The organism is Clostridioides sp. ZZV15-6383 (assembly GCF_020657735.1).
Lineage (GTDB): Bacteria > Bacillota > Clostridia > Peptostreptococcales > Peptostreptococcaceae > Clostridioides > Clostridioides difficile_D.
The window spans coordinates 61,211-80,994 of record NZ_JAGWCV010000011.1 but is presented as its reverse complement, the minus strand read 5'-3'; the positions used below and the strand labels follow the sequence as shown (position 1 = coordinate 80,994).

Sequence of the window (19,784 nt, the reverse complement as noted above, 5' to 3'; positions counted from 1 at the left end):
GCCTTCATCACTCACGCGGCGTTGCTGCATCAGGCTTTCGCCCATTGTGCAATATTCCCCACTGCTGCCTCCCGTAGGAGTTTGGACCGTGTCTCAGTTCCAATGTGGCCGATCACCCTCTCAGGTCGGCTACTGATCGTCGCCTTGGTAAGCCGTTACCTTACCAACTAGCTAATCAGACGCGGGTCCATCCTGTACTGGCTCACCTTTGATATTCAAGAGATGCCTCTCAAATATGTTATCCCGTATTAGCATACCTTTCGGTATGTTATCCGTGTGTACAGGGTAGGTTACCCACGCGTTACTCACCCGTCCGCCGCTCTTTACCGAAGTAAATCGCTCAACTTGCATGTGTTAGGCACGCCGCCAGCGTTCATCCTGAGCCAGGATCAAACTCTCAAATAAAAGTTTATCAGGCTCAGATACTATTGTTATCAAAATATCTGGCTTTATGGTTTGTTTCTTGTTTATAAATTAACCTACTGTTTAATTTTCAAAGTTCATTTCATTCAACTAACTTCTTTGTGCTTATCATTTCTTTACTTCTTATCGAGCACATTTACTATAATAACACCTTATCATAAGATGGTCAACTATTTTTATTATTTTTTTCTTAAATTTATTGATTATTCACCCTTTGTCATACTATTGTGACTTTATTTTTAAAGATGTAACTATTATTAATAACAGTTTACAATTATAATAATACTATATGTAATTGTTATTAATTCAGAAAGGAGCTTCAAAATGTTTAGAAAAGTATTATATTCTTTAACACTACTTTCTATAGCTATTTTTTTTATTGTTGGATGTTCAAATTCACAAAACAAACAAAACACAAATCAAAATAAGGAAACACAATCACAAGAAGATACTGAAAAAATAGATAGCAGTAAAGACACTTCCAATGTAGTTGTTTCAGACGGGACAGATAAACCATCAAAAGATACTACTAATAATGCTAATAACAAACTAGATGTATCCTCTTTAGATAACACCGCTCTTGATTGGTTTTATATACCAAATAATAAACATAAAACCCCAGAAGTAAATACTGACATTGGCTTTAAATTTTCTGACTATGATGCTATATACAATGGACCTACAAAAGATGGTCAGAAAACAATATATCTTACATTTGATGAAGGTTATGAAAATGGATACACTCCAAAGATACTTGATATTTTAAAACAAAATCAGGTTAAAGCAGTTTTTTTTGTTACATCTCCATACATAAAAGAAAATAAAGATTTAGTAAAAAGAATGGTTTCTGAGGGGCATATAGTTGGAAATCATAGTAAAACGCATCCATCCATGCCAACAAAAACAAGTAATCTAAAAAACTTTAATGAGGAATTCTATGATGTTGAAAGATTCTACAAGGATGTAACTGGAAAAGATATGGTTAAATTTTTTAGACCTCCTATGGGCAAATACTCAGAGAAAAGCTTAGCAATGACTAAAAATTTAGGATACAAGACTGTATTCTGGAGTTTTGCATACAGGGACTGGGACACTGAAAAACAACCATCACATGAAGAAGCAACAAAAAAAATAATGGATAATCTACATGATGGTTCGATTTTATTATTACATGCAGTTTCCAAAACTAGTACAGAAATTTTAAATGATTTTATATCAGATGCAAGAAAGCTAGGATATGAATTTGAACTATTAAAGTATTGATATTTATAATTACATCTAAAGTCTACAAGCTAACATAGTTATTATAATTAACATAGTTAGTATAGTATAATAAAAAAATATTCTTCTATATAAATAATATTAATAAAATATCAATAAAAAATAGATGTATGGCTTAACATTAATAAAATCATTATTATAAATTATAGCTATACATCTATTTTTAAACTGTATAATTAGTATTTACGTTGATTAGATAATAAACATTGCTACTATAGTTGTTACAATCAGTCCGGTTATAACTGGTACAAAATTTCGTTTTGCCAATTCTATAGGGCTAACTCCACAAATTGCTGCTGCTGAAATAAGTCCCCAAGGAACTAGACATCCTCCACCTACCCAGATACCACTGATTTGTCCTAATGCAGCTAATGCACCGACACTTGCATTGATAGCAGTTCCAAACACAGAAGCAAGTGAACCTACTAATGAAATTCCAGAAAATCCAGAACCATCAAGCCCAGTTATTGCTCCTACTACAGTTTCTATACCTGATACAGCAAATTTATTAAGTGGTATTGTTTGAGAAAGAGCTATACCTATATCTGATAATAAGCCTTGTGAGCCTGGTGTTAATACCTTTCCAAACACACCTGTCAAAGGTGCAACTTCACCCATATAGAAAAATGCTGCTATTGGTATAATTGCCCCAAATATTTTTATACCAAATACAAAACCATCAATTATATTCTCACATACATTTTCAAGACTATCTTTGCCAAAATTTATAGTATTTATAATGATTATTAAAAATACTGCTGTTCCACCCAAAAGAGCTGATGCATCTCCTCCTTTTAGGTCAAATACATACATGGCAATTATATCAGCAAGAAATCCTAAAGCTACTAAAATAGTTGCTATTTTAGATTTTCCATTAAACTCTTCTACTTCTTCATCTTCAAACTCTTTTAATTCCTCTCTAAACATACCTTTGTTAATATCTCTTTTCAATGTATAAAATGCCATAGATATGGTTACTATTCCCATCACCCAAAACAAAATCATACCATCATTTATAACATATGATACTGCAACACCTGCTGCACCAGCTGTTATACTTGGAGCCCCTTGAATAACAAAGTCTGTAGACAAAGCAAGACCATGACCAAATAAATTTAATGCTACTGCAACACCAATTGCTGGTAATCCAGCTCTCATAGCAACAGGTAAAAATACAGCTCCGACTAAGGCAACAGCTGGAGTTGGCCAGAAAAACCAAGAAAGAACTAACATAACAAATCCAGTTACAAAAAATGCTGTATTAGAATTTTTTATAACTCTTGAAAATGGTCTTACCATATACTGTATAGCATTATTAGCTTCTAAAGCTTTAGATAAAGCAACCATAACAGCTATAATTAATATAATTGGTCCCAACTCATTTAAAGATATAATAAAAGAGTTAAATATTGATGTTATAGCACCAAAAATATTTTTTTCAAAGAACAGCCCCATGAAAAAAACACCTAATATACATGGTACTATTGTATCCTTTTTCATAATCATAGTAATTAATATAATTACCATAAATATAATGTAAATATAATGTGCTCCTGTCAAAACCATATTATTATGTCCCCTTTTTCTAAGATAATAATATTATATGGTCTTATAAGTAAACTTGTTACTTACTTACAGGTGTACAATAAAATTGCACAATATACAACTTAAGATTTTATGATTTTTTTACTGGAATAGATATTTCAATAGAAAATTCTTTATCATCAGAATTTACATTTATACTTCCATTATGATATGCAACTATTTTCTCACAATTCTTTATACCAATTCCAAAACTTTCTACATTATTAGAAAAATTGTTCACTCTATTTTTTTGTATAATTAATAATTTAGAATCTTCCACTTTAATTAAAAATACTATAGGTTTATCTCTTCTAGCATATTTTATTATATTAGAACATAAATTATCAAATATTCTTCTAAATTGTGTAACATCTACATAAATATGATATTGGTTATAAAGTTCATTCTCTATTGTTATATGAAATCCTTTCTCTTCCAATGTATATGAACTATCTAAAAGCAATTGAAAAATAAATTCATTAGCATTTATTTTTTCATACTCTTTTGCAACTTCCTCTCCAGAATTGACAAAATGTGTAAAAAGGTCATCCGTTAAATCTTTTATTTGATATGCTTTAGACCTTACATTTTTTATGTATTGTTCCAATTGCTCAGGGCTATTATATTTATGGTCTTTAATTAAATCCAAGTAACAAATTACTGATGTTAATGGAGTTCTAACATCATGTGATATTGAAGTTACTATATCTTTATTTTTATTCTTCATTTCTCTTTCTTTTATAAGTTGATTCTCTAATGTATGGCTCATCTCATTAATACTAGATGCAAGTGATGATAATTCATCATTACCTTTGACTGGAATTCTATACTTTAAACTGCCGCTCTCTACTATCTTTATACCCATTTCTATTTTTCTTAGGTATTTTATCTTTCTACTCAACAACAGTAAGAATGTTATAATAAACGTAAGTGCCATGAATGTAATAGAAATTGCTTCTATAAAATTTTGAAATCTAAATCTAAATAAAGCTATTACGACTATATTAGCTTTAACATTAGAAAATTGTATTTCATAATGTCTAGCCATAGAACTACTATAAAATTCATTTTCCTCACTCTTATCAGGCACTTCATTAGGATAGTATAATGTATCATAAAAAACCTTATTTCCTTTGTATATCTTCATAGAAACAAACCAATTATCACTATTCCATTTTGCTATATTATCTCCATCATTTGAACTTATTCCATTCTCATTAACATAAAGTTGAAAATTATCCATAAGTTGGTCTACTTCTCTTTTAAAATAAACTTTGCCTTCTGATACATCCTTTACTATAGATTCAACAGCAGAGTAAAATGGTATATTTAAAATGAAAGCCATTGCAGCTGAGATTAGTACATATATCAATAGTATAACTCCCAACTTTGATGGCTTAATTTTGCTAATCAATATAATACCCCTTTCCCCATGCTGTTTTTATATATTGTGGATTTTTTTGGTCTTTTTCTAATTTTTTTCTTAGATTTCTAATATGCACCATTATGGTATTATTCGCTGTATAAAAATACTGCTCATCCCAAATAGTTTCATATAAATTTTCAGATGAAAAAACTTTTTTTCTATTTTTCAACATAAGAACTAATATACTATATTCTATAGTTGTCAAAAACACAGATTCTCCATTTAGTGTAACATCTTGAGTATCTAAATTTACACATAATTCTTTTGTTTTTAATATATTTGGCTCTTTTTCCCTTTCCTTTCCCTGATATATATAATAACGTCTGAGTAGTGACTTAACTCTTGAAATTAATTCAGAGTATGAAAAAGGCTTTGATAAATAGTCATCTCCTCCTGCTGAAAATCCAATAACTTTATCAGAATCTTGAGTTTTAGCAGTTAAAAATAATATTGGAGCTGTTGTTTTTTCTCTAATTTCATTACATGCAACAAATCCCGTCTTAACAGGCATGACAACATCCAAAATAATCAAATCAATCGTATTATCTACTAAGTTTACAGCTTCTTCTCCGTTCGTTGCCATAACAACTTCATAACCTTCACCAGTTAAAAGAATTTCTACAATTTCCCTAATCTCAGGATTATCATCAGCTACTAAAATTTTTTTTGGAATCTCTTTATTCATCCTTAAACTCCTTTTTTGCTATATTTCTTAAATATTTCAAACTATATAAAATATTATACTTTATTAACAAAAGCTTAGCAATGTCACATGTTTTAATACTTTCTACTCTTGTAAACATGTTTAAAATCCAATTAAAATGTGTACACAGATTGACATATTAATAAAAATAATTTATATAAGATTATCTTACATAAACAACTTTTTTTACTGATTTTACTTTTTCAGAAGATTTTACATGTACTACAATACATATCAATCCACTTATAGCTACAAATGCATAAAAACTTATTCCCCTACTAAGTAACATCGCTGGAACTAATAAATGCCCTGGGAAAAATATCTTAAATAATGTCATAAAACTATTTTCAGAAGCTCCAACAGCTCCTGGTAATGGTAATGATGAAACAGCAATATTAAGTAGAGATTGTATTGCTAATATCTCAAATACAGTATATGTTGATAGATGGAAAGCTTTGTATACAAAAAATGGTACTAAAAACATAGCTGTTATTTGTATAATAGTTATGCCTAAAATTTGTATTACAAGTTTTGGATTTTGCTTTATATATTGAGCTCCTTTAACATATTCTTCAATTTGAGAAGTTATAACTTTTCTTGAACCTTCAACATCTTTTATTATTCTTAGCTTACCTAATAAGTTTGTTATTGATATTATAAATTTGTTTACCAATTTTTTTGAAAATATAATTGCAATTACTCCAACTACAAGAACAACATTTGTTATTACACCATATATTAGTAAAATATTCATTCCACTTACATTGTTTAATATAAATTCACGTTCCATAATGAACATTGTTCCACTATATGCCAATATAACTACTTGATGAATGACAACAATAACTAATAGTATAAGTGAAGAATAGGAGATATTTATATCATCTTTCTTCATATAATAAACTTGTGCTGGTTGACCCCCTGATGCTGAAGGTGTAATTGAACTAAAATAAAATCCAATAAAAGCATATCCCATACATTTTAAAAGAGTTGTTTTTTGGTTTAAAGCTTTTATACCTAGATATATATTTACACCTTCACAAGCAACATATATAATCATCATCGCAAATCCAATTAGTATAAACATAGGACTTGCACCTTTTAATGATTTTATTAATGATTCAATTGATTGCCCTCTAAAAACAAAATATCCTGTTATGCCCATTAGTAAAACTAAAAAAGCTACACTACCTAGGCATTTATTTTTATTTTCAGTTTTACTTATCATAACTACATCCTTTCTGGTGTTACAAATTTAAAACCACTAGCTTTAAGCTTTGGAATGGCTACCTTTAAGGCTTCAATAGTACGCTCAGGTGCACCTACTGCACCACCTGAATTCTCCCCTGCATCATGTAAACAAATTATAGAATTTTCTTTTGTTCTACTCATCAACTTGTTTATAATAATCTCTACTGTACTATCTTTATTCCAATCTTCTGCCATTACATCCCATAAAGTCATTTTTAGATTATATTTTTCAACAAACAACTTTGAAAATATATTAGTATGACCCCATGGTGGACGATAGTAGTTTATATCTACACCTAAATTTTTCATTATATTTGTACTTTCAATAAAATCTTTTTTAACATAATTATAACTGTAAAGCCATGCATTTTTATGTTCCAATGAATGTAAGCCAACTATGTGATTTTCTCTTAACATTCTTTTTATAATTTCAGGCTCTTTTTCAGCATTCTTTGCTACTACAAAAAACATAGCTTGTATATCATTTTCTTTTAATACATCTAGTAATTTTTCTGTATATCTCTTGTCTGGACCATCATCAAAAGTAAGTGCAATTTCATTTTCTCCAGCCATGTTTTTTAATACATCTTTATTTAATAGTTTGTTATAATATGTAGGTATAATTGAATGGACTAAAAAAATCAATGCAATAACTATAATTAAACCTACTATATACATTCTCTACACGCTCCTAGTTCATCAAATGAAAATAAAATATTTTCTAATGTATTGTTATCAAACTGCTTTTTTAATTCTTTCATATTTCTACTCATTTCTTTAAGAGTAGCATCATCATAAATTAAATCTTTTATCTCATCTACATAGTATTTTTTATTTTTACCAAGTATTCTTCCAATACCATTATTTAATATAAAATCAGCATTATTTATTTCTTGTTGTAAAAATGGATTAAATGCTAATATTGGAAGTTCTGAATAAATTGTTTCAAATAATGTTATTCCACCTGGTTTAGAAATAATAATATCAGCATTTTCCATATATTTATATACTTCATCAGTATAACCCATTACCTCTATATTTTCATATCTGCCATATAATTTATAATACATTTTTTTATTATTACCAGTTATTACAGTAGTTTTTGCTCCTTCTAAAGTATTTAATTCTTTGTAAAATTGTTCTGATTTAGGTAGTAATCCTAATCCTCCACCCATTATAAGTATATTTTTTTTATTTGAATGATTTATATGTTCTAGTTTTTTAAAGTCTTTTTTTACTGGAATACCATTAACCTTAACTTTAGCTTCATCTATTCCCTTAAAAATAAGTTCTTCCTTAGTAGATTTACTAGCTACTAAATAGCAGTCTGTATTTTTACTAATCCATTCTGAATGACTACTTATATCTGTTATACATGTTATCAAAGGAAGATTTGAATTATACTTTTCCTTATATCTAGATACTAGTTGAGAACAAAATGGAAAAGTTGAAATAACTACTGTTGGTTCTACTTCATTAAGTAACTTATCTAATTTAGTTAAAAAATAATCTGAAAAAGTAAATTTTATATCTTTCTTTCCATTTTCAGTACATTTATAAAACAAATTATAAAGACTACTTCCCCGATTTACAAGAATAGAAAAAGTCTTGTACATTTTATCTGAATAGTTAGGCATAATGTATTCAAATATATCTTTAATTATTATTTCTGAATTGTTAAATTTTGCTTTTATATCTTCACTTAAAGAGTTTGATGCTGAGTAATGACCCATACCAAATTTTCCTGTAAGAATTAATACTTTCATAAGATTCCCTCCCCATTAAAGTCTTTCTTTTCCTATAATGACTATATTTATAAGTATAGACTTTAAATCTTTAGAAAAACCTAGTATAATTCTTAAGAAATCTTAAAGTTTTAATTAAAAAATACAAAACCCAATTGATATAGGAGATTATATCAATCGGGTTTTGTATCTATATATATTCAAATACATACACAATCACTGTAATTATTTAAATATATTCTATTTAATTATTCTTTATAATTAATCCATAATATTATATTCTTCATATAAAGGATATTTTTCAGTTAAACCAACAACCAATGTTCTAGCCTTAGATTCTTCATCATAAGTTAAACATAGGTCTATAGCCTCAGCAATTATTGCCATATCCTCTTCTTTCATACCTCTAGTAGTTACAGCTGGAGTACCAAGTCTTATTCCACTTGTAACAAGAGCACCATTTGGGTCAAATGGAATTGTATTTTTATTAGCTGTTATATAAGCATCATCTAATCTTTTTTCTGCAGCTTTACCAGTTATATTTTTATTAGTTAAATCTAATAATATTAAATGATTATCTGTACCCCCAGAAATTAATTTAAAGTCTCTCTTAATAAGTTCTTCAGCTAAAGCTTTTGCATTTTTAGCAACTTGTATTTGATACTCTTTAAACTCATCACTCAAAGCTTCTTTAAAACAAACTGCCTTAGATGCAATTATATGCTCAAGAGGTCCACCTTGAATTCCAGGGAATATTGCTTTATCTATAGCTTTAGCATATTTTTCTTTACAAAGAATAATACCTCCACGAGGTCCTCTTAAAGTTTTATGAGTTGTTGTTGTAACAAAATCAGCCACTTCACATGGATTTTGGTGAAGACCAGCAGCTACAAGACCTGCTATATGAGCCATATCTACCATAAGTAATGCTCCAACCTCATCAGCTATCTCTCTAAATTTTTTAAAATCTATCTCTCTAGGATACGCACTTGCTCCTGCAACTATCATTTTAGGTTTTACTTCATGTGCTATTTTTCTAACTTCATCAAAATCTATAAGTCCGCTATCTTTGTCTATACCATATTCATAAAATTTATAATATTGACCAGAAATATTAACTGGAGCACCATGAGTTAAATGCCCCCCTTGAGATAAATTCATTCCCATAACAACATCACCTGGTTTTAGCATAGCAAAATATACACCAATATTTGCATTTGCTCCAGAGTGAGGTTGAACATTAGCATGCTCTGCTCCAAATATCTTTTTGATTCTATCTATTGCAAGAGTTTCAACTTCATCTATGTACTCACATCCACCATAATATCTTTTTCCTGAGTAACCTTCTGCATACTTATTTGTAAGATGACTTCCCATAGTTTCCATTACTGGAACTGATACTATGTTTTCAGATGCTATTAATTCAATATTTCTTTGTTGTCTTTTTAACTCTCTTTTCATACTTTCATAAATCTCAGGGTCCGCTTTTTTCAAGTTCTCAAACATATTATTCCTCCTAGTTATTATTTAAATTTTATTTTTACAGACATTTCATAATTTTCGTTTTTATCAATATGATAATTTATTATTATAGTCCTTTACTAATTAATAGTCAAGTGTTTTGCCATTTTTCCATATTTAAGATAGTTACTTTCTTTATTTTTAAGTTAAAATATAATAAATAATATTGTCTAATTCTTTTAATTGGATATAATTTAAATGTGACCATTTTGAAACAAAAAAAAGATAATATATTTATATATATATTAAGGAATATTACTTAAAAATTTGATATAATTTCAATATTACGTTTTTTAATTTGGAGGTGTATTTATGAATCAAAATGAGGAACTTGAATATAAGAAAAATATTCTAAAATTAGCTCTATTTGTAGGGGAACTTATGATAAAAAATGGAGCTGAAACATCTAGGGTTGAAGACAGTGTCCTTAGAATATGCAGGTCAAGAGGGTTTTATCATGTAAATATTTTTACAACTCCTACAGTAATAATTATTTCAGATGAGAAATTTGATGGCTTTTCGTTTATGAAAACGATTCAATCAAGAGGTATAAACTTAAATAAGATTTCTTTATTAAATAGTTTTTCTCGAGAATTTGTTAGTGACAAAGAATATGATATTGATAATGCTATTGCACGTCTTTATGAAATACAAGATGTAAAACCTTATCCTTTATGGTTATTTTACTCTTGTACAGGAATTGCATCTGCTTGTTTTGCTTGTTTGCTTGGAGGGAATTATGTATTAAATTTTATACTTACATTTATAATAGCAATCTTTGCTGCAATTACTTACGATAAAACAATGAAGATAAGTGCAATATCTGCGTTTTCCTGTTTAGTATCTTCTTTTTTAATTGCACTTTCAGGAGTTCTATTAGTTGAAATAGGCATTTTAGATGACCCTAAAATGCTTATAGTTGGCGCTATAATGCCACTACTCCCAGGAGTTGCTTTTATAAAAGCTATTAGAGATTTAATATCAGGTAATTTAATATCAGGAATTTCTCGTGCTTTTGATGCTGCTATGATTATTATTGCGATTGCTTCTGGAGTTGGTTTTGTTCTTGATACATGGTATAGAATTGGAGGTCCTTTCTAATGACTGATATGTCAATGATTTTGCATTTTTTATTTTCAGGCGTTGCAACTGCTGGATTTGCTGTTTTTTTTAATGCCCCACTTTATCTACTTCTTCCAGCTGGAATAACTGGAGGAGTCGGTTGGATTGTGTATGTTTATTTATTTAATTTTACTACAAACGCAGTTTTTGCAGGTTTTATAGCTGCTGCTTTGGTCTCTGCATGTAGTGAGACTTTGGCTAGAAAACTAAAGCAACCAGCTATTGTGTTTGTAATTCCAGGTATTCTTCCTCTAATACCAGGAATTGGACTATACAATACAATGTTATCTTTGATTCAGAAAAATTATTCTTTGGCTATGTCAAAAGGTACAGATGCATTATTTCTAAGTGCTGCAATAGCACTTGGAGTATTGGTTGTAACTTCTTTTGTAAGAACATTGAATCTTTTGAAAATCAGAAAAAGCTTTATTCCTTACAGAAAATCAAAATAAAAATATAAAAATAGCAATGTACTAAAACTTTACAAATACACATTGGGTATTTATTTAAAAAGTACATTGCTATTTTTTAATTATAATTATTTTAAAGGTCAATTAATATTCTTGTTATTACTGGTATAAACTCTCTACTATCTCTGAATTTTTTATCATTCTTCTTTAAGTATAAATAACAAATTACTGTAAGACAAATTCCAACTAGTCCACTTATAGCTTCAACTCCAGTTGTCATACCAATTGCCCCCAATATATAATAAGTCCCTATTGTTCCAACTAGAAGTGCTATAAGGGGTATTATATAAGCCATTACAGCTGCTTTCAATACATTCATATTATCCATACTAACCTCTACATGGTCACCAACTTTTGCACCAATTGTGTTGTCTACTTCTACTAATATTTCTTTTGACTCTGCTGAATTTGTAGTAGCACATTTTCCACAAGCAGCACAAGCTGAATGTCTTTGCATTTTTAACTTTGCAGTTCTATCATCAACAATTTCCATAATAAATCCTTGTTGATTCATAACTAACCGCCTCCTTATTTTGTAAATTTATTTATAGTATCCATAAGTTCTTTTATCATCTCTTCAGTTTGCTCACCATCATCATGCTTGATACTTTCTGCTACACATCCTTTTATATGATTCTCCAAAATAATTGTGCCTACCCTGTTTATAGCAGACCTTATAGCAGATATTTGAACCAATATATCAACACAGTAACGTTCTTGTTCTACCATCTTTTGTATACCCTTAACTTGACCTTCTATTCTCTTTAATCTTTTTATAAGAGCTTCTCTCTCATTGTTTGGTGCTAATTTTCTCTCTTCCATAAATTCACCTCATACTCTAATGATGTCTTATACAATTAATTATACTCTACTTACCGACTTGTTTAAAATACAATACAGTTATTACTACTATAAATGCCAAAATTGATATTGCAATAGACCTACTTTGATTCTTAGTTTGTTCCATACTTAACTTTCCATTCATCTTAAATCCTGCCAATGGAAATAAAAATATAACCAATGCATCAATTCCAAGCACAACTTGAGCTAAAATAGTCCATTTGCTCAAAAAACAGAATATTCCACCCACACCTAAAAGAACCTCTAATATATTTATAAACTTATATGTAGGTTTTTTTGCTATATATTCTTCAATTTTTTCCTTACATTCTGCACGACATGGATATATATTTGTGTTGTCATCATATTTTATAGCCAATTTATTATTTGGTGACTTTATATCCCTATTACAGTAAAGACATCTTTTCATTTTATATTCTCCTCTAGTATTCCCTTAAGAAATTTTGCCTAAATTATTATATGCTCTAATACTATTATACCAAATAGATACAAAAAACAAAAATAAAAGGAATAATTTTAGCTATTTCTTTTACTTCAATGTGTAATCTATAATAAATTTATAATAATAATTAAATAAAATTATTTATATCTAATTTTATTGTTATATAATCTAAAATAAGTCAAATTTGTATGAGAGGTTGAAATGAAACAAATGGAATTAGCTATTGTAAGTTTAAAAAAAGATGCTGGAGAAATTTACGAAAACCAAATAAGACAATTTTTAGGCAATAATCTAAAAATAAATTTATACTCTTTTGAAGAGGGAAATTTAAGGTTTTTTAAAGAAAAATTGATACTTCTATCTGCTTATTTAAAGTATGATGAAATCGTAAAATTATCTCACTATGATGCTCAAATTATTGTTCCTAAGTTGACATTTGAAAAGAACAGTATTGATATGATATCTAAATTAGAAAAAGATAAAATTATTTATGTATATAATTTAAGTAAGGATATGGCAATAGAGACAATTTCTTTAATACATAGACTAGGAATAGACAATATCAATATCCTGCCTTGCTATCCAGAGATTGAATTTACTCCCACAGATGCTGTAATACTAACTCCTGGCGAAAAAATCTTACCTAAATTTAAAAATTGTGAAGTCATAGACTTAAAGTATAGAATAATAGATTTAAGTTGTATTGTTGAAATTGCTACAAAGACTAAACTAAAACATCTAATAAAAGATGACTTGATAAAAAAATATGTAGAAAAAATAATTCCTACAAGTTATAGTACAGGTGAATTATTATTAGATGCAAATAAATTTGAAAGACAGTTTGATTTGTTATTATCTATAATTGATGATGGAGTCATATGCACAAATAATGATGGAATAATTCAATTCTATAATCATATGGCTAGAAAAATTTTATCTATAAATGCAAATGAAATGATTGATTCGTTTATTGGTGATTGTATAAAGGACATCAATTTCCAAAATATATTGACCAATAAAACTCCATTTTTTGAGAAATTAATTAAAATAAATCATATTGATATAAATCTAGAGATTAAGCACATACAATTAAATGTATTTGATGGATTTATATTAAAAATGACCAAGTTCTCTCAACTAGAAAAAAAGCAAGCTAAGTTAAGAGCACAGTTAGTTAACTCTGGTAATATTAGTAAATATACATTTGATGACATATTGGGTTCTAGTATACAAACTATTAATACAAAAAAAATTGCCAATAAAATGGCCCAATCAAACTCATCTATTTTGATAATTGGTGAAAGTGGTACTGGTAAAGAATTATTTGCTCAATCCATTCATAGTGCTTCTAGAAGAAAAGATGGCCCTTTTGTAGCAGTAAATTGTAGTACTTTTCAAGAAAATCTACTGCAAAGTGAATTATTTGGCTATGATGAAGGTGCTTTTACTGGGGCTAAAAAAGGCGGAAAAATTGGTTTATTTGAATTAGCCAACAATGGAACTATATTTTTAGATGAAATTGGAGAAATGGATTTAACTTCTCAATCCAAATTACTGAGAGTTATACAAGAAAAACAAGTAAGACGTATTGGTTCCAATAATGTCATTGATATTGATGTAAGAATAATTGCAGCTACTAATAGAAATTTAAAAGAACTCGTATCTAAAAATATGTTTAGAAGAGATTTATATTTTAGGTTAAATGTTCTTCCTCTTAAAATACATCCTCTTAGAGAAAGACCTGGTGACATATTTGAAATTTTTGACTCACTAAAATATGATATTCCCTGTAATTTTAGTCTAAGTGAAGAAGTAAAAGAAATCTTTAAAATGTATAAATGGGAAGGAAATATAAGAGAATTAAGAAACTTAGGAGAATATTTCTGCTACCTAGGGAAAGATATTATAGAAATATGTGATTTACCTGAGTATATATTAGATACTATAGATTCAAATTATAGCAGGACTATCTGTAATAAAGTAACTGATAATATAGAAAAGTATCAATTCAACATTAACAAAGACAAAAACTTTATAAAACACGACTATAACTTTAAAAGGTCTCTAGATGAATACATATTTATACTGGATAATCTAAAAAAAGCTTATGATTTAAAAGAAAGAATTGGTAGAAAAAGCCTATATAAAATAGCTTTAGGTGAAAATAGGTTTTTGACAGAACAACAGATTAGAAGCATACTTCTAGAACTACAAGACTTTGGACTTGTAGACATACTTGTTGGTCGTGGTGGCTCAATTATAACATCAAAGGGGGTTGAATTTCTAAAAAAGATAAATAGGTCTAATAAGTTAAACAGTTGAACCATTTAAACCTATTTAATTATATTTTTATATATCTGAAAATTTATTAGAAATAACCTTTTCCACAAAGTGTTAAATATAATTAATATTTTTATCTTCTCTATACTCTGAAATTACTTAATACTACATATTAACTCATGGATAAATATTTTTTATTATCAATCTTGGCATGTTGTTTGCTTAATATTATTAACATAAAATTTAAAATTACTGGAGGTTTTTACGATGAATTATAATTTTAATGAAATTGTTAATAGAAGCAATAATTTTTCATCTAAATGGTCAGAGATGGATAAAAAATACGGAACTAATGATTTACTTCCTATGTGGGTAGCTGACATGGATTTTAAAGCTGCACCTTGTATAATTGATGCCTTAAGAAATAGACTGGAACAAGAAATTTATGGCTATACAACAAGACCAGATTCTTACAATGAATCTATAGTAAATTGGCTGGATAGAAGACATAATTGGAAAATAAAAAGTGAGTGGTTAATTTATAGTCCAGGCGTAATACCAGCCATAAGCCTTTTAATAAACGAACTTACAAAAGAAAACGATAAAATAATGATACAAGAACCAGTTTATAGCCCTTTTAATAGCGTTGTAAAAAACAATAATAGAGAACTAATTATAAGCCCATTACAAAAACTAGAAGATGGAAACTACATAATGAACTATGAAGATATCGAAAACAAGATTAAAGATGTAAAATTATTCATACTTTGTAATCCTCATAATCCAGTTGGTAGAGTATGGACAAAAGATGAATTAAAAAAACTAGGAGATATTTGTCTTAAGCATAATGTAAAAATCATATCTGATGAAATACACAGTGACATCATATTAAAAAAACATAAGCATGTTCCTATGGCATCTATTTCTAAAGAATTTGAAAAAAATACGATTACTTGTATGGCTCCAACTAAAACTTTTAACATAGCTGGTCTTCAATCATCATATGTAGTACTACCTGATGAAAAAGATTATAAATTGTTAGATGATGCCTTTACTAGAATTGATATAAAGAGAAATAATTGCTTTAGCTTAGTTGCAACAGAAGCTTCATATAATAATGGCGAACCTTGGCTAGAATCATTTTTGGAATATTTAGAATCTAACATAGACTTTGCTATAAAATATATAAATGAAAACATGCCAAAACTTAAAGTTAGAAAACCAGAAGGCACTTATTTGTTATGGGTAGACTTTAGTGAACTTGGATTAAGTGATGAGGAACTAGAAAGTATACTTGTAAAGAAAGGTAAAGTTGCTTTAAATCAAGGAAATGGCTTTGGTATTGGAGGAAGTGGATATCAAAGAATAAACTTAGCTTGTCCAAGAAGTATGCTTGAAGAAGCTCTTATAAGAATAAAAAATGCAATTAACTAAAAATATTTAAGGAGAATTTGCACTATGAAAATAGATACAGAAAGAAAAAGACCTTCATTTAGATATTCCTTGTTAGTAATGCTTGCAATAATAGCTCTAACATCAGTTGGCATAGTTGTATTTAATGCTTCTATAACTACAATGTTTTTGCTTTCATGGCTTATAGTAGTTCCTGCAGCTATGAAGCTTGGTTATACTAATGACGAAATAGAAGCTTTTGGATTTGAAGTTGGTAAGGATGCCTTTCAATCAAATTTAATAATACTTTCTGTTGGTGTACTAATAGCAGCTTGGATAGCTGCTGGTACAATACCAACAGTAGTATATAGTGGCCTAACAATAATAACACCTAAATATTTTTTACTTACAACACTAATAGTCTGTTCACTTACTTCTGTCGCTACTGGTACATCTTGGGGGACTCTTGGAACTTCTGGTATAGCAATGATGAGTATTGGTACTAGTATGGGTATTCCTCTTGGTCTAACAGCTGGTGCAGTTATTTCTGGAGCTTTCTTTGGAGATAAAATGTCTCCTCTATCAGATTCTACAAACTTAGCAGCAGCAGTTTGTAAGACAGATGTAATTACACATATGAAGCACATGGTTTACACAACAGGCCCTGCATATGTAATATGTATAGTTCTTTATACAGTGATTGGATTAAAATATTCAAATAATACTATAGACTACATTCAAATAAATCAAATCAAAAATGTATTAAATTCAAACTTTCATATTGGCTTAGTAGCAATGATTCCAATAATGTTTTTGTTATTACTTTTATTGTTACAAAAACCTCCTATTATATCTATACTAAGTTCAGCTATCATGGGACTTATTATAGCCGTATTTCAAGAGGGGGAAAAAATAGGTGATGTTTTAAATTACATGCTATCAGGATTTACTATAGATACTGGATTTGTTTATGCCGACAAACTATTAAATCGTGGTGGAATAATGAGTATGTCTGAAACCGTTTTACTAGTATTTGTAGTTTTCGTTATTGCTGGTATTCTCCAAAAAACTGGTTTCTTAGAAGTACTACTTCAACCTTTGATAACTAAAATAGGAAAATCAAGAACTAAACTGGTTGGGTCTACTTTTATAGTAAGTTACTTTGCAAATGCATTTAGTTCGTCAATGATGTTCACTTCAGTATTTGTTGGAACTTTAATGTCTCCAATATACAAAGAGTTTAAATTAAAACCACAGAATCTATCTAGAATCATAGAAGATACAGCTACACTTGGTGGACCACTAATACCATGGAATTCAAATGCTGTTTTCTGTGCTCAAACTCTTGGGGTAAGCCCACTGGAATTTATACCATATTGTTTCTTAAGTTGGATTACTCCTATAATTTCATTTATTTATGGAGTGACTGGTTTTACTATGCTTACATATACGGATGATGAAATTGAAGAATCAGAGATATTTGACACTGTTCAGAAAAGAGTTGATTAAGTATGAAATTTGAATACTATTACTTAATTCAGGACATTACAGGTATATTATTGGCATTTGTAGGACTTAGAATGTCCATCCTAGGATTTAGAATACTTTCAATAAAAGGAATTTCTATAAATACACTTTTAATCCTAATTAAATATTGCTTATTTGCTATAGCAGGATTGAATTTGTTAATATCTAAATTTGGAATTACTCACTGGATTTTGAGTTTTTGTATGATATTAATATCCATAATAATAAACCCTAAAATTAAGGTATCAAAATAGAAATAATTATTAAATATAATATTATAGAACAATAAAGAGATTTATCTGTATATTAAAAATTCTATTTATTGTTCTATAGCTCCAACTGATATTGCTACTAAAGCACCATCAGTATCTGAAACCATACCTATCATTTCTGGTCTAGCTCCAATTCCCCCTAATCTCCCTAATACACCTAGTGTCTTAGCTCTTCATCCTGAGGATTTTCCATTTTTACCTGTTATTGTAACAATATCATAAATGTCTAAAATTTATTTTAACATCATATTTGCTCACCATCCAATTTTAGTTTCTTTTGTTTGTAATTCTCCTTTAATATTTATATTGGCACTAACATTTTATTTATATTTTATAAACTTTTTACTAAATTTTATAAGTTACCTATTTCTTTTTAAATTTAAGTAATTGTAATTATTCAGTCAATTAAACTACTCTATATCCTAATTAAATGCAATTATTTCTTTATTTAATATATCCTCTATATCTTTTAGCAGTTCTTCTTGTTGCATCGTTGTTGAAAGTTTTAAATTCTCTTTGGAAGTTTTTATTAAAATTACCTCTTGCCCTTCTCTAATTTCTGCTGATGTAACAGGCATACTCGTATTTTTATCAAAAGTCATAATTAAATCTGGAAATGTTGCAATTCTGTTATTATCTTTTTCTACTGTCATATACTCATTCCAAAAAGTGACTTCACAACCATTTACAGTCAATTTACCTACATCAAACCCACCTGTAGTCTGTAACTCTAAAGTTTCTATTATCCCTTCTGATACTATCTCTCCATCCAAAAACTCCACAACTTTATTTATTGCTTCATCATTTGATGTTTCCAAACCTAAATAAAATACTTTTCCCAAATCTATTGCATGGCTTATGCCTCCTATCGCAGCATTTTCTTTTACAATAGAAGCTTTTACAGGATTTCTAGCCACTGCCACTAATCCTTCTGCAGCTACAGCATATTGTCTAACAATTCCTGAAGTCTTATTTAAAGCCCCCCCTACAAACCCCTCTACATGATTGCCAAGTTCTGGATTTCCTCCAGACACAGCTTGATAAGATTTATATGTTTTATCTCTATGTAATCCAAGACTTCCCATAAGACCTGTTGGATGAGCTCTCCCATTACAAGGAGCATCTATCATTGGTATTTTGAGTACAGAAGATTGGAGCCATCCATTAATCGTTGCACATCCTCCATTTTCATTTGTAATAATACCTTGTACATTCAATCCTAATTTATCAATAAAAATTTTTACTGTATTTATATAATCATTGCTATCAGCGTACTTAAGTGGTGCAGCTGGAGCTCCTACTGCTGATACATTTAAAATAATTGCATCATCATCTAATTTATCTATACCTATTAGTTCTGGAAATCCATATTCTAAGGCATATTCTCCAAGCTCTCTTCCACTTTCCTTTGCTCCTCCGCCTCCTCCACCTAAAATGGTACCTCCTATTAGAGCATACTCCAATATTTCTTTAGTCAACTTCAT

Annotated in this window: 18 protein-coding genes, 1 rRNA gene and 1 pseudogene; 7 read left to right on the top strand and 13 right to left on the bottom strand. The window is 28.9% G+C overall.

The annotated features are described in order from the left end of the window. A 16S ribosomal RNA gene (locus tag KGF42_RS06480) occupies positions 1-405 on the bottom strand; the annotation flags it as partial. Between the two features lie 342 nt (positions 406-747). Here KGF42_RS06480 and pdaA point away from each other — a divergent pair. Beyond that, positions 748-1,686, top strand: a complete 939-nt coding sequence (gene pdaA / locus KGF42_RS06475) for a delta-lactam-biosynthetic de-N-acetylase (protein WP_227822418.1) — start codon at positions 748-750, stop codon at positions 1,684-1,686. Positions 1,687-1,896: 210 nt separating this feature from the next. Here pdaA and KGF42_RS06470 read toward each other — a convergent pair whose 3' ends face one another. The 7 genes from KGF42_RS06470 to glyA form a co-directional block, all read right to left on the bottom strand. Further along, positions 1,897-3,270, bottom strand: a complete 1,374-nt coding sequence (locus tag KGF42_RS06470) for a hypothetical protein (RefSeq protein WP_227825990.1) — start codon at positions 3,268-3,270, stop codon at positions 1,897-1,899. A gap of 109 nt (positions 3,271-3,379) precedes the next feature. Continuing rightward, positions 3,380-4,702, bottom strand: coding sequence for a sensor histidine kinase (locus KGF42_RS06465; protein WP_227822420.1), 1,323 nt, complete (start codon positions 4,700-4,702; stop codon positions 3,380-3,382). Further along, complete coding sequence (locus KGF42_RS06460; protein ID WP_227822421.1) at positions 4,695-5,399, bottom strand: response regulator transcription factor; 705 nt, start codon at positions 5,397-5,399, stop codon at positions 4,695-4,697. Before KGF42_RS06460 ends, KGF42_RS06465 begins: the two co-directional genes overlap by 8 nt. Before the next feature lie 181 nt (positions 5,400-5,580). Beyond that, positions 5,581-6,645 (bottom strand): lysylphosphatidylglycerol synthase transmembrane domain-containing protein, encoded by a 1,065-nt coding sequence (locus KGF42_RS06455; RefSeq protein ID WP_227825989.1) that lies wholly within the window; start codon positions 6,643-6,645, stop codon positions 5,581-5,583. A gap of 2 nt (positions 6,646-6,647) precedes the next feature. Then, complete coding sequence (locus tag KGF42_RS06450; protein WP_227822423.1) at positions 6,648-7,346, bottom strand: polysaccharide deacetylase family protein; 699 nt, start codon at positions 7,344-7,346, stop codon at positions 6,648-6,650. Beyond that, a complete protein-coding gene (locus KGF42_RS06445) occupies positions 7,337-8,434 on the bottom strand; it encodes an MGDG synthase family glycosyltransferase (RefSeq protein ID WP_227822424.1) in 1,098 nt (365 codons plus the stop codon). Before KGF42_RS06445 ends, KGF42_RS06450 begins: the two co-directional genes overlap by 10 nt. A 240-nt stretch (positions 8,435-8,674) precedes the next feature. Next, on the bottom strand, positions 8,675-9,919 hold the full coding sequence (gene glyA, locus KGF42_RS06440; protein WP_227822425.1) for a serine hydroxymethyltransferase: 1,245 nt from the start codon (positions 9,917-9,919) through the stop codon (positions 8,675-8,677). 327 nt (positions 9,920-10,246) lie between these two features. On the opposite strand from glyA, the gene KGF42_RS06435 reads away from it, so the two are divergent. Both KGF42_RS06435 and KGF42_RS06430 read left to right on the top strand, forming a co-directional pair. Beyond that, positions 10,247-11,035, top strand: a complete 789-nt coding sequence (locus KGF42_RS06435) for a threonine/serine exporter family protein (protein WP_003422952.1) — start codon at positions 10,247-10,249, stop codon at positions 11,033-11,035. Beyond that, the gene (locus KGF42_RS06430) at positions 11,035-11,508 is read left to right on the top strand and encodes a threonine/serine exporter family protein (protein WP_054274718.1); all 474 of its coding nucleotides are present in this window, start codon (positions 11,035-11,037) and stop codon (positions 11,506-11,508) included. The genes KGF42_RS06435 and KGF42_RS06430 overlap by 1 nt, the downstream gene beginning before the upstream one ends. 91 nt (positions 11,509-11,599) lie before the next feature. Here KGF42_RS06430 and KGF42_RS06425 read toward each other — a convergent pair whose 3' ends face one another. Genes KGF42_RS06425 through KGF42_RS06415 form a run of 3 tightly spaced genes read right to left on the bottom strand, consistent with a single transcriptional unit; the run spans position 11,600 to position 12,796 of the window. After that, on the bottom strand, positions 11,600-12,040 hold the full coding sequence (locus KGF42_RS06425) for a SoxR reducing system RseC family protein (protein ID WP_054274719.1): 441 nt from the start codon (positions 12,038-12,040) through the stop codon (positions 11,600-11,602). A gap of 14 nt (positions 12,041-12,054) precedes the next feature. After that, entirely contained in the window at positions 12,055-12,348 is a 294-nt protein-coding gene (locus KGF42_RS06420) for a metal-sensitive transcriptional regulator (RefSeq protein ID WP_021385716.1), read from the bottom strand. Between the two features lie 46 nt (positions 12,349-12,394). Beyond that, complete coding sequence (locus KGF42_RS06415) at positions 12,395-12,796, bottom strand: hypothetical protein (protein WP_227822426.1); 402 nt, start codon at positions 12,794-12,796, stop codon at positions 12,395-12,397. 234 nt (positions 12,797-13,030) lie between these two features. Between KGF42_RS06415 and KGF42_RS06410 the strand changes: the two genes are divergently transcribed. The 4 genes from KGF42_RS06410 (at position 13,031) to KGF42_RS06395 (ending at position 18,282) form a co-directional block, all read left to right on the top strand. Further along, positions 13,031-15,151, top strand: a complete 2,121-nt coding sequence (locus tag KGF42_RS06410; RefSeq protein WP_227825988.1) for a sigma 54-interacting transcriptional regulator — start codon at positions 13,031-13,033, stop codon at positions 15,149-15,151. 225 nt (positions 15,152-15,376) lie between these two features. Continuing rightward, complete coding sequence (locus KGF42_RS06405; protein WP_227825987.1) at positions 15,377-16,543, top strand: MalY/PatB family protein; 1,167 nt, start codon at positions 15,377-15,379, stop codon at positions 16,541-16,543. A 24-nt stretch (positions 16,544-16,567) separates the two neighbouring features. Beyond that, positions 16,568-18,010 carry a Na+/H+ antiporter NhaC gene (gene nhaC, locus KGF42_RS06400; RefSeq protein ID WP_227825986.1) on the top strand — a complete coding sequence of 481 codons (1,443 nt, stop codon included), beginning with the start codon at positions 16,568-16,570 and terminating at the stop codon, positions 18,008-18,010. A 2-nt stretch (positions 18,011-18,012) separates the two neighbouring features. Next, positions 18,013-18,282 (top strand): hypothetical protein, encoded by a 270-nt coding sequence (locus KGF42_RS06395; protein ID WP_054274724.1) that lies wholly within the window; start codon positions 18,013-18,015, stop codon positions 18,280-18,282. 65 nt (positions 18,283-18,347) lie between these two features. On the opposite strand, the pseudogene KGF42_RS20435 reads toward KGF42_RS06395, so the two are convergent. Together KGF42_RS20435 and KGF42_RS06385 are read right to left on the bottom strand one after the other, a co-directional pair. Next, a pseudogene (locus KGF42_RS20435) lies at positions 18,348-18,458 on the bottom strand (DUF1177 family protein); the annotation flags it as partial. A 264-nt stretch (positions 18,459-18,722) separates the two neighbouring features. Next, a complete protein-coding gene (locus tag KGF42_RS06385) occupies positions 18,723-19,784 on the bottom strand; it encodes a DUF917 family protein (protein ID WP_227825985.1) in 1,062 nt (353 codons plus the stop codon).

Coding starts and splice junctions, on each gene's coding strand:
- pdaA (WP_227822418.1), top strand. CDS start 748: ATGTTTAGAAAAGTATTATATTCTTTAACACTACTTTCTATAGCTATT.
- KGF42_RS06470 (WP_227825990.1), bottom strand. CDS start 3,270: ATGGTTTTGACAGGAGCACATTATATTTACATTATATTTATGGTAATT.
- KGF42_RS06460 (WP_227822421.1), bottom strand. CDS start 5,399: ATGAATAAAGAGATTCCAAAAAAAATTTTAGTAGCTGATGATAATCCT.
- KGF42_RS06455 (WP_227825989.1), bottom strand. CDS start 6,645: ATGATAAGTAAAACTGAAAATAAAAATAAATGCCTAGGTAGTGTAGCT.
- KGF42_RS06450 (WP_227822423.1), bottom strand. CDS start 7,346: ATGTATATAGTAGGTTTAATTATAGTTATTGCATTGATTTTTTTAGTC.
- KGF42_RS06445 (WP_227822424.1), bottom strand. CDS start 8,434: ATGAAAGTATTAATTCTTACAGGAAAATTTGGTATGGGTCATTACTCA.
- glyA (WP_227822425.1), bottom strand. CDS start 9,919: ATGTTTGAGAACTTGAAAAAAGCGGACCCTGAGATTTATGAAAGTATG.
- KGF42_RS06435 (WP_003422952.1), top strand. CDS start 10,247: ATGAATCAAAATGAGGAACTTGAATATAAGAAAAATATTCTAAAATTA.
- KGF42_RS06430 (WP_054274718.1), top strand. CDS start 11,035: ATGACTGATATGTCAATGATTTTGCATTTTTTATTTTCAGGCGTTGCA.
- KGF42_RS06425 (WP_054274719.1), bottom strand. CDS start 12,040: ATGAATCAACAAGGATTTATTATGGAAATTGTTGATGATAGAACTGCA.
- KGF42_RS06420 (WP_021385716.1), bottom strand. CDS start 12,348: ATGGAAGAGAGAAAATTAGCACCAAACAATGAGAGAGAAGCTCTTATA.
- KGF42_RS06415 (WP_227822426.1), bottom strand. CDS start 12,796: ATGAAAAGATGTCTTTACTGTAATAGGGATATAAAGTCACCAAATAAT.
- KGF42_RS06410 (WP_227825988.1), top strand. CDS start 13,031: ATGAAACAAATGGAATTAGCTATTGTAAGTTTAAAAAAAGATGCTGGA.
- KGF42_RS06405 (WP_227825987.1), top strand. CDS start 15,377: ATGAATTATAATTTTAATGAAATTGTTAATAGAAGCAATAATTTTTCA.
- nhaC (WP_227825986.1), top strand. CDS start 16,568: ATGAAAATAGATACAGAAAGAAAAAGACCTTCATTTAGATATTCCTTG.
- KGF42_RS06395 (WP_054274724.1), top strand. CDS start 18,013: ATGAAATTTGAATACTATTACTTAATTCAGGACATTACAGGTATATTA.
- KGF42_RS06385 (WP_227825985.1), bottom strand. CDS start 19,784: ATGAAGTTGACTAAAGAAATATTGGAGTATGCTCTAATAGGAGGTACC.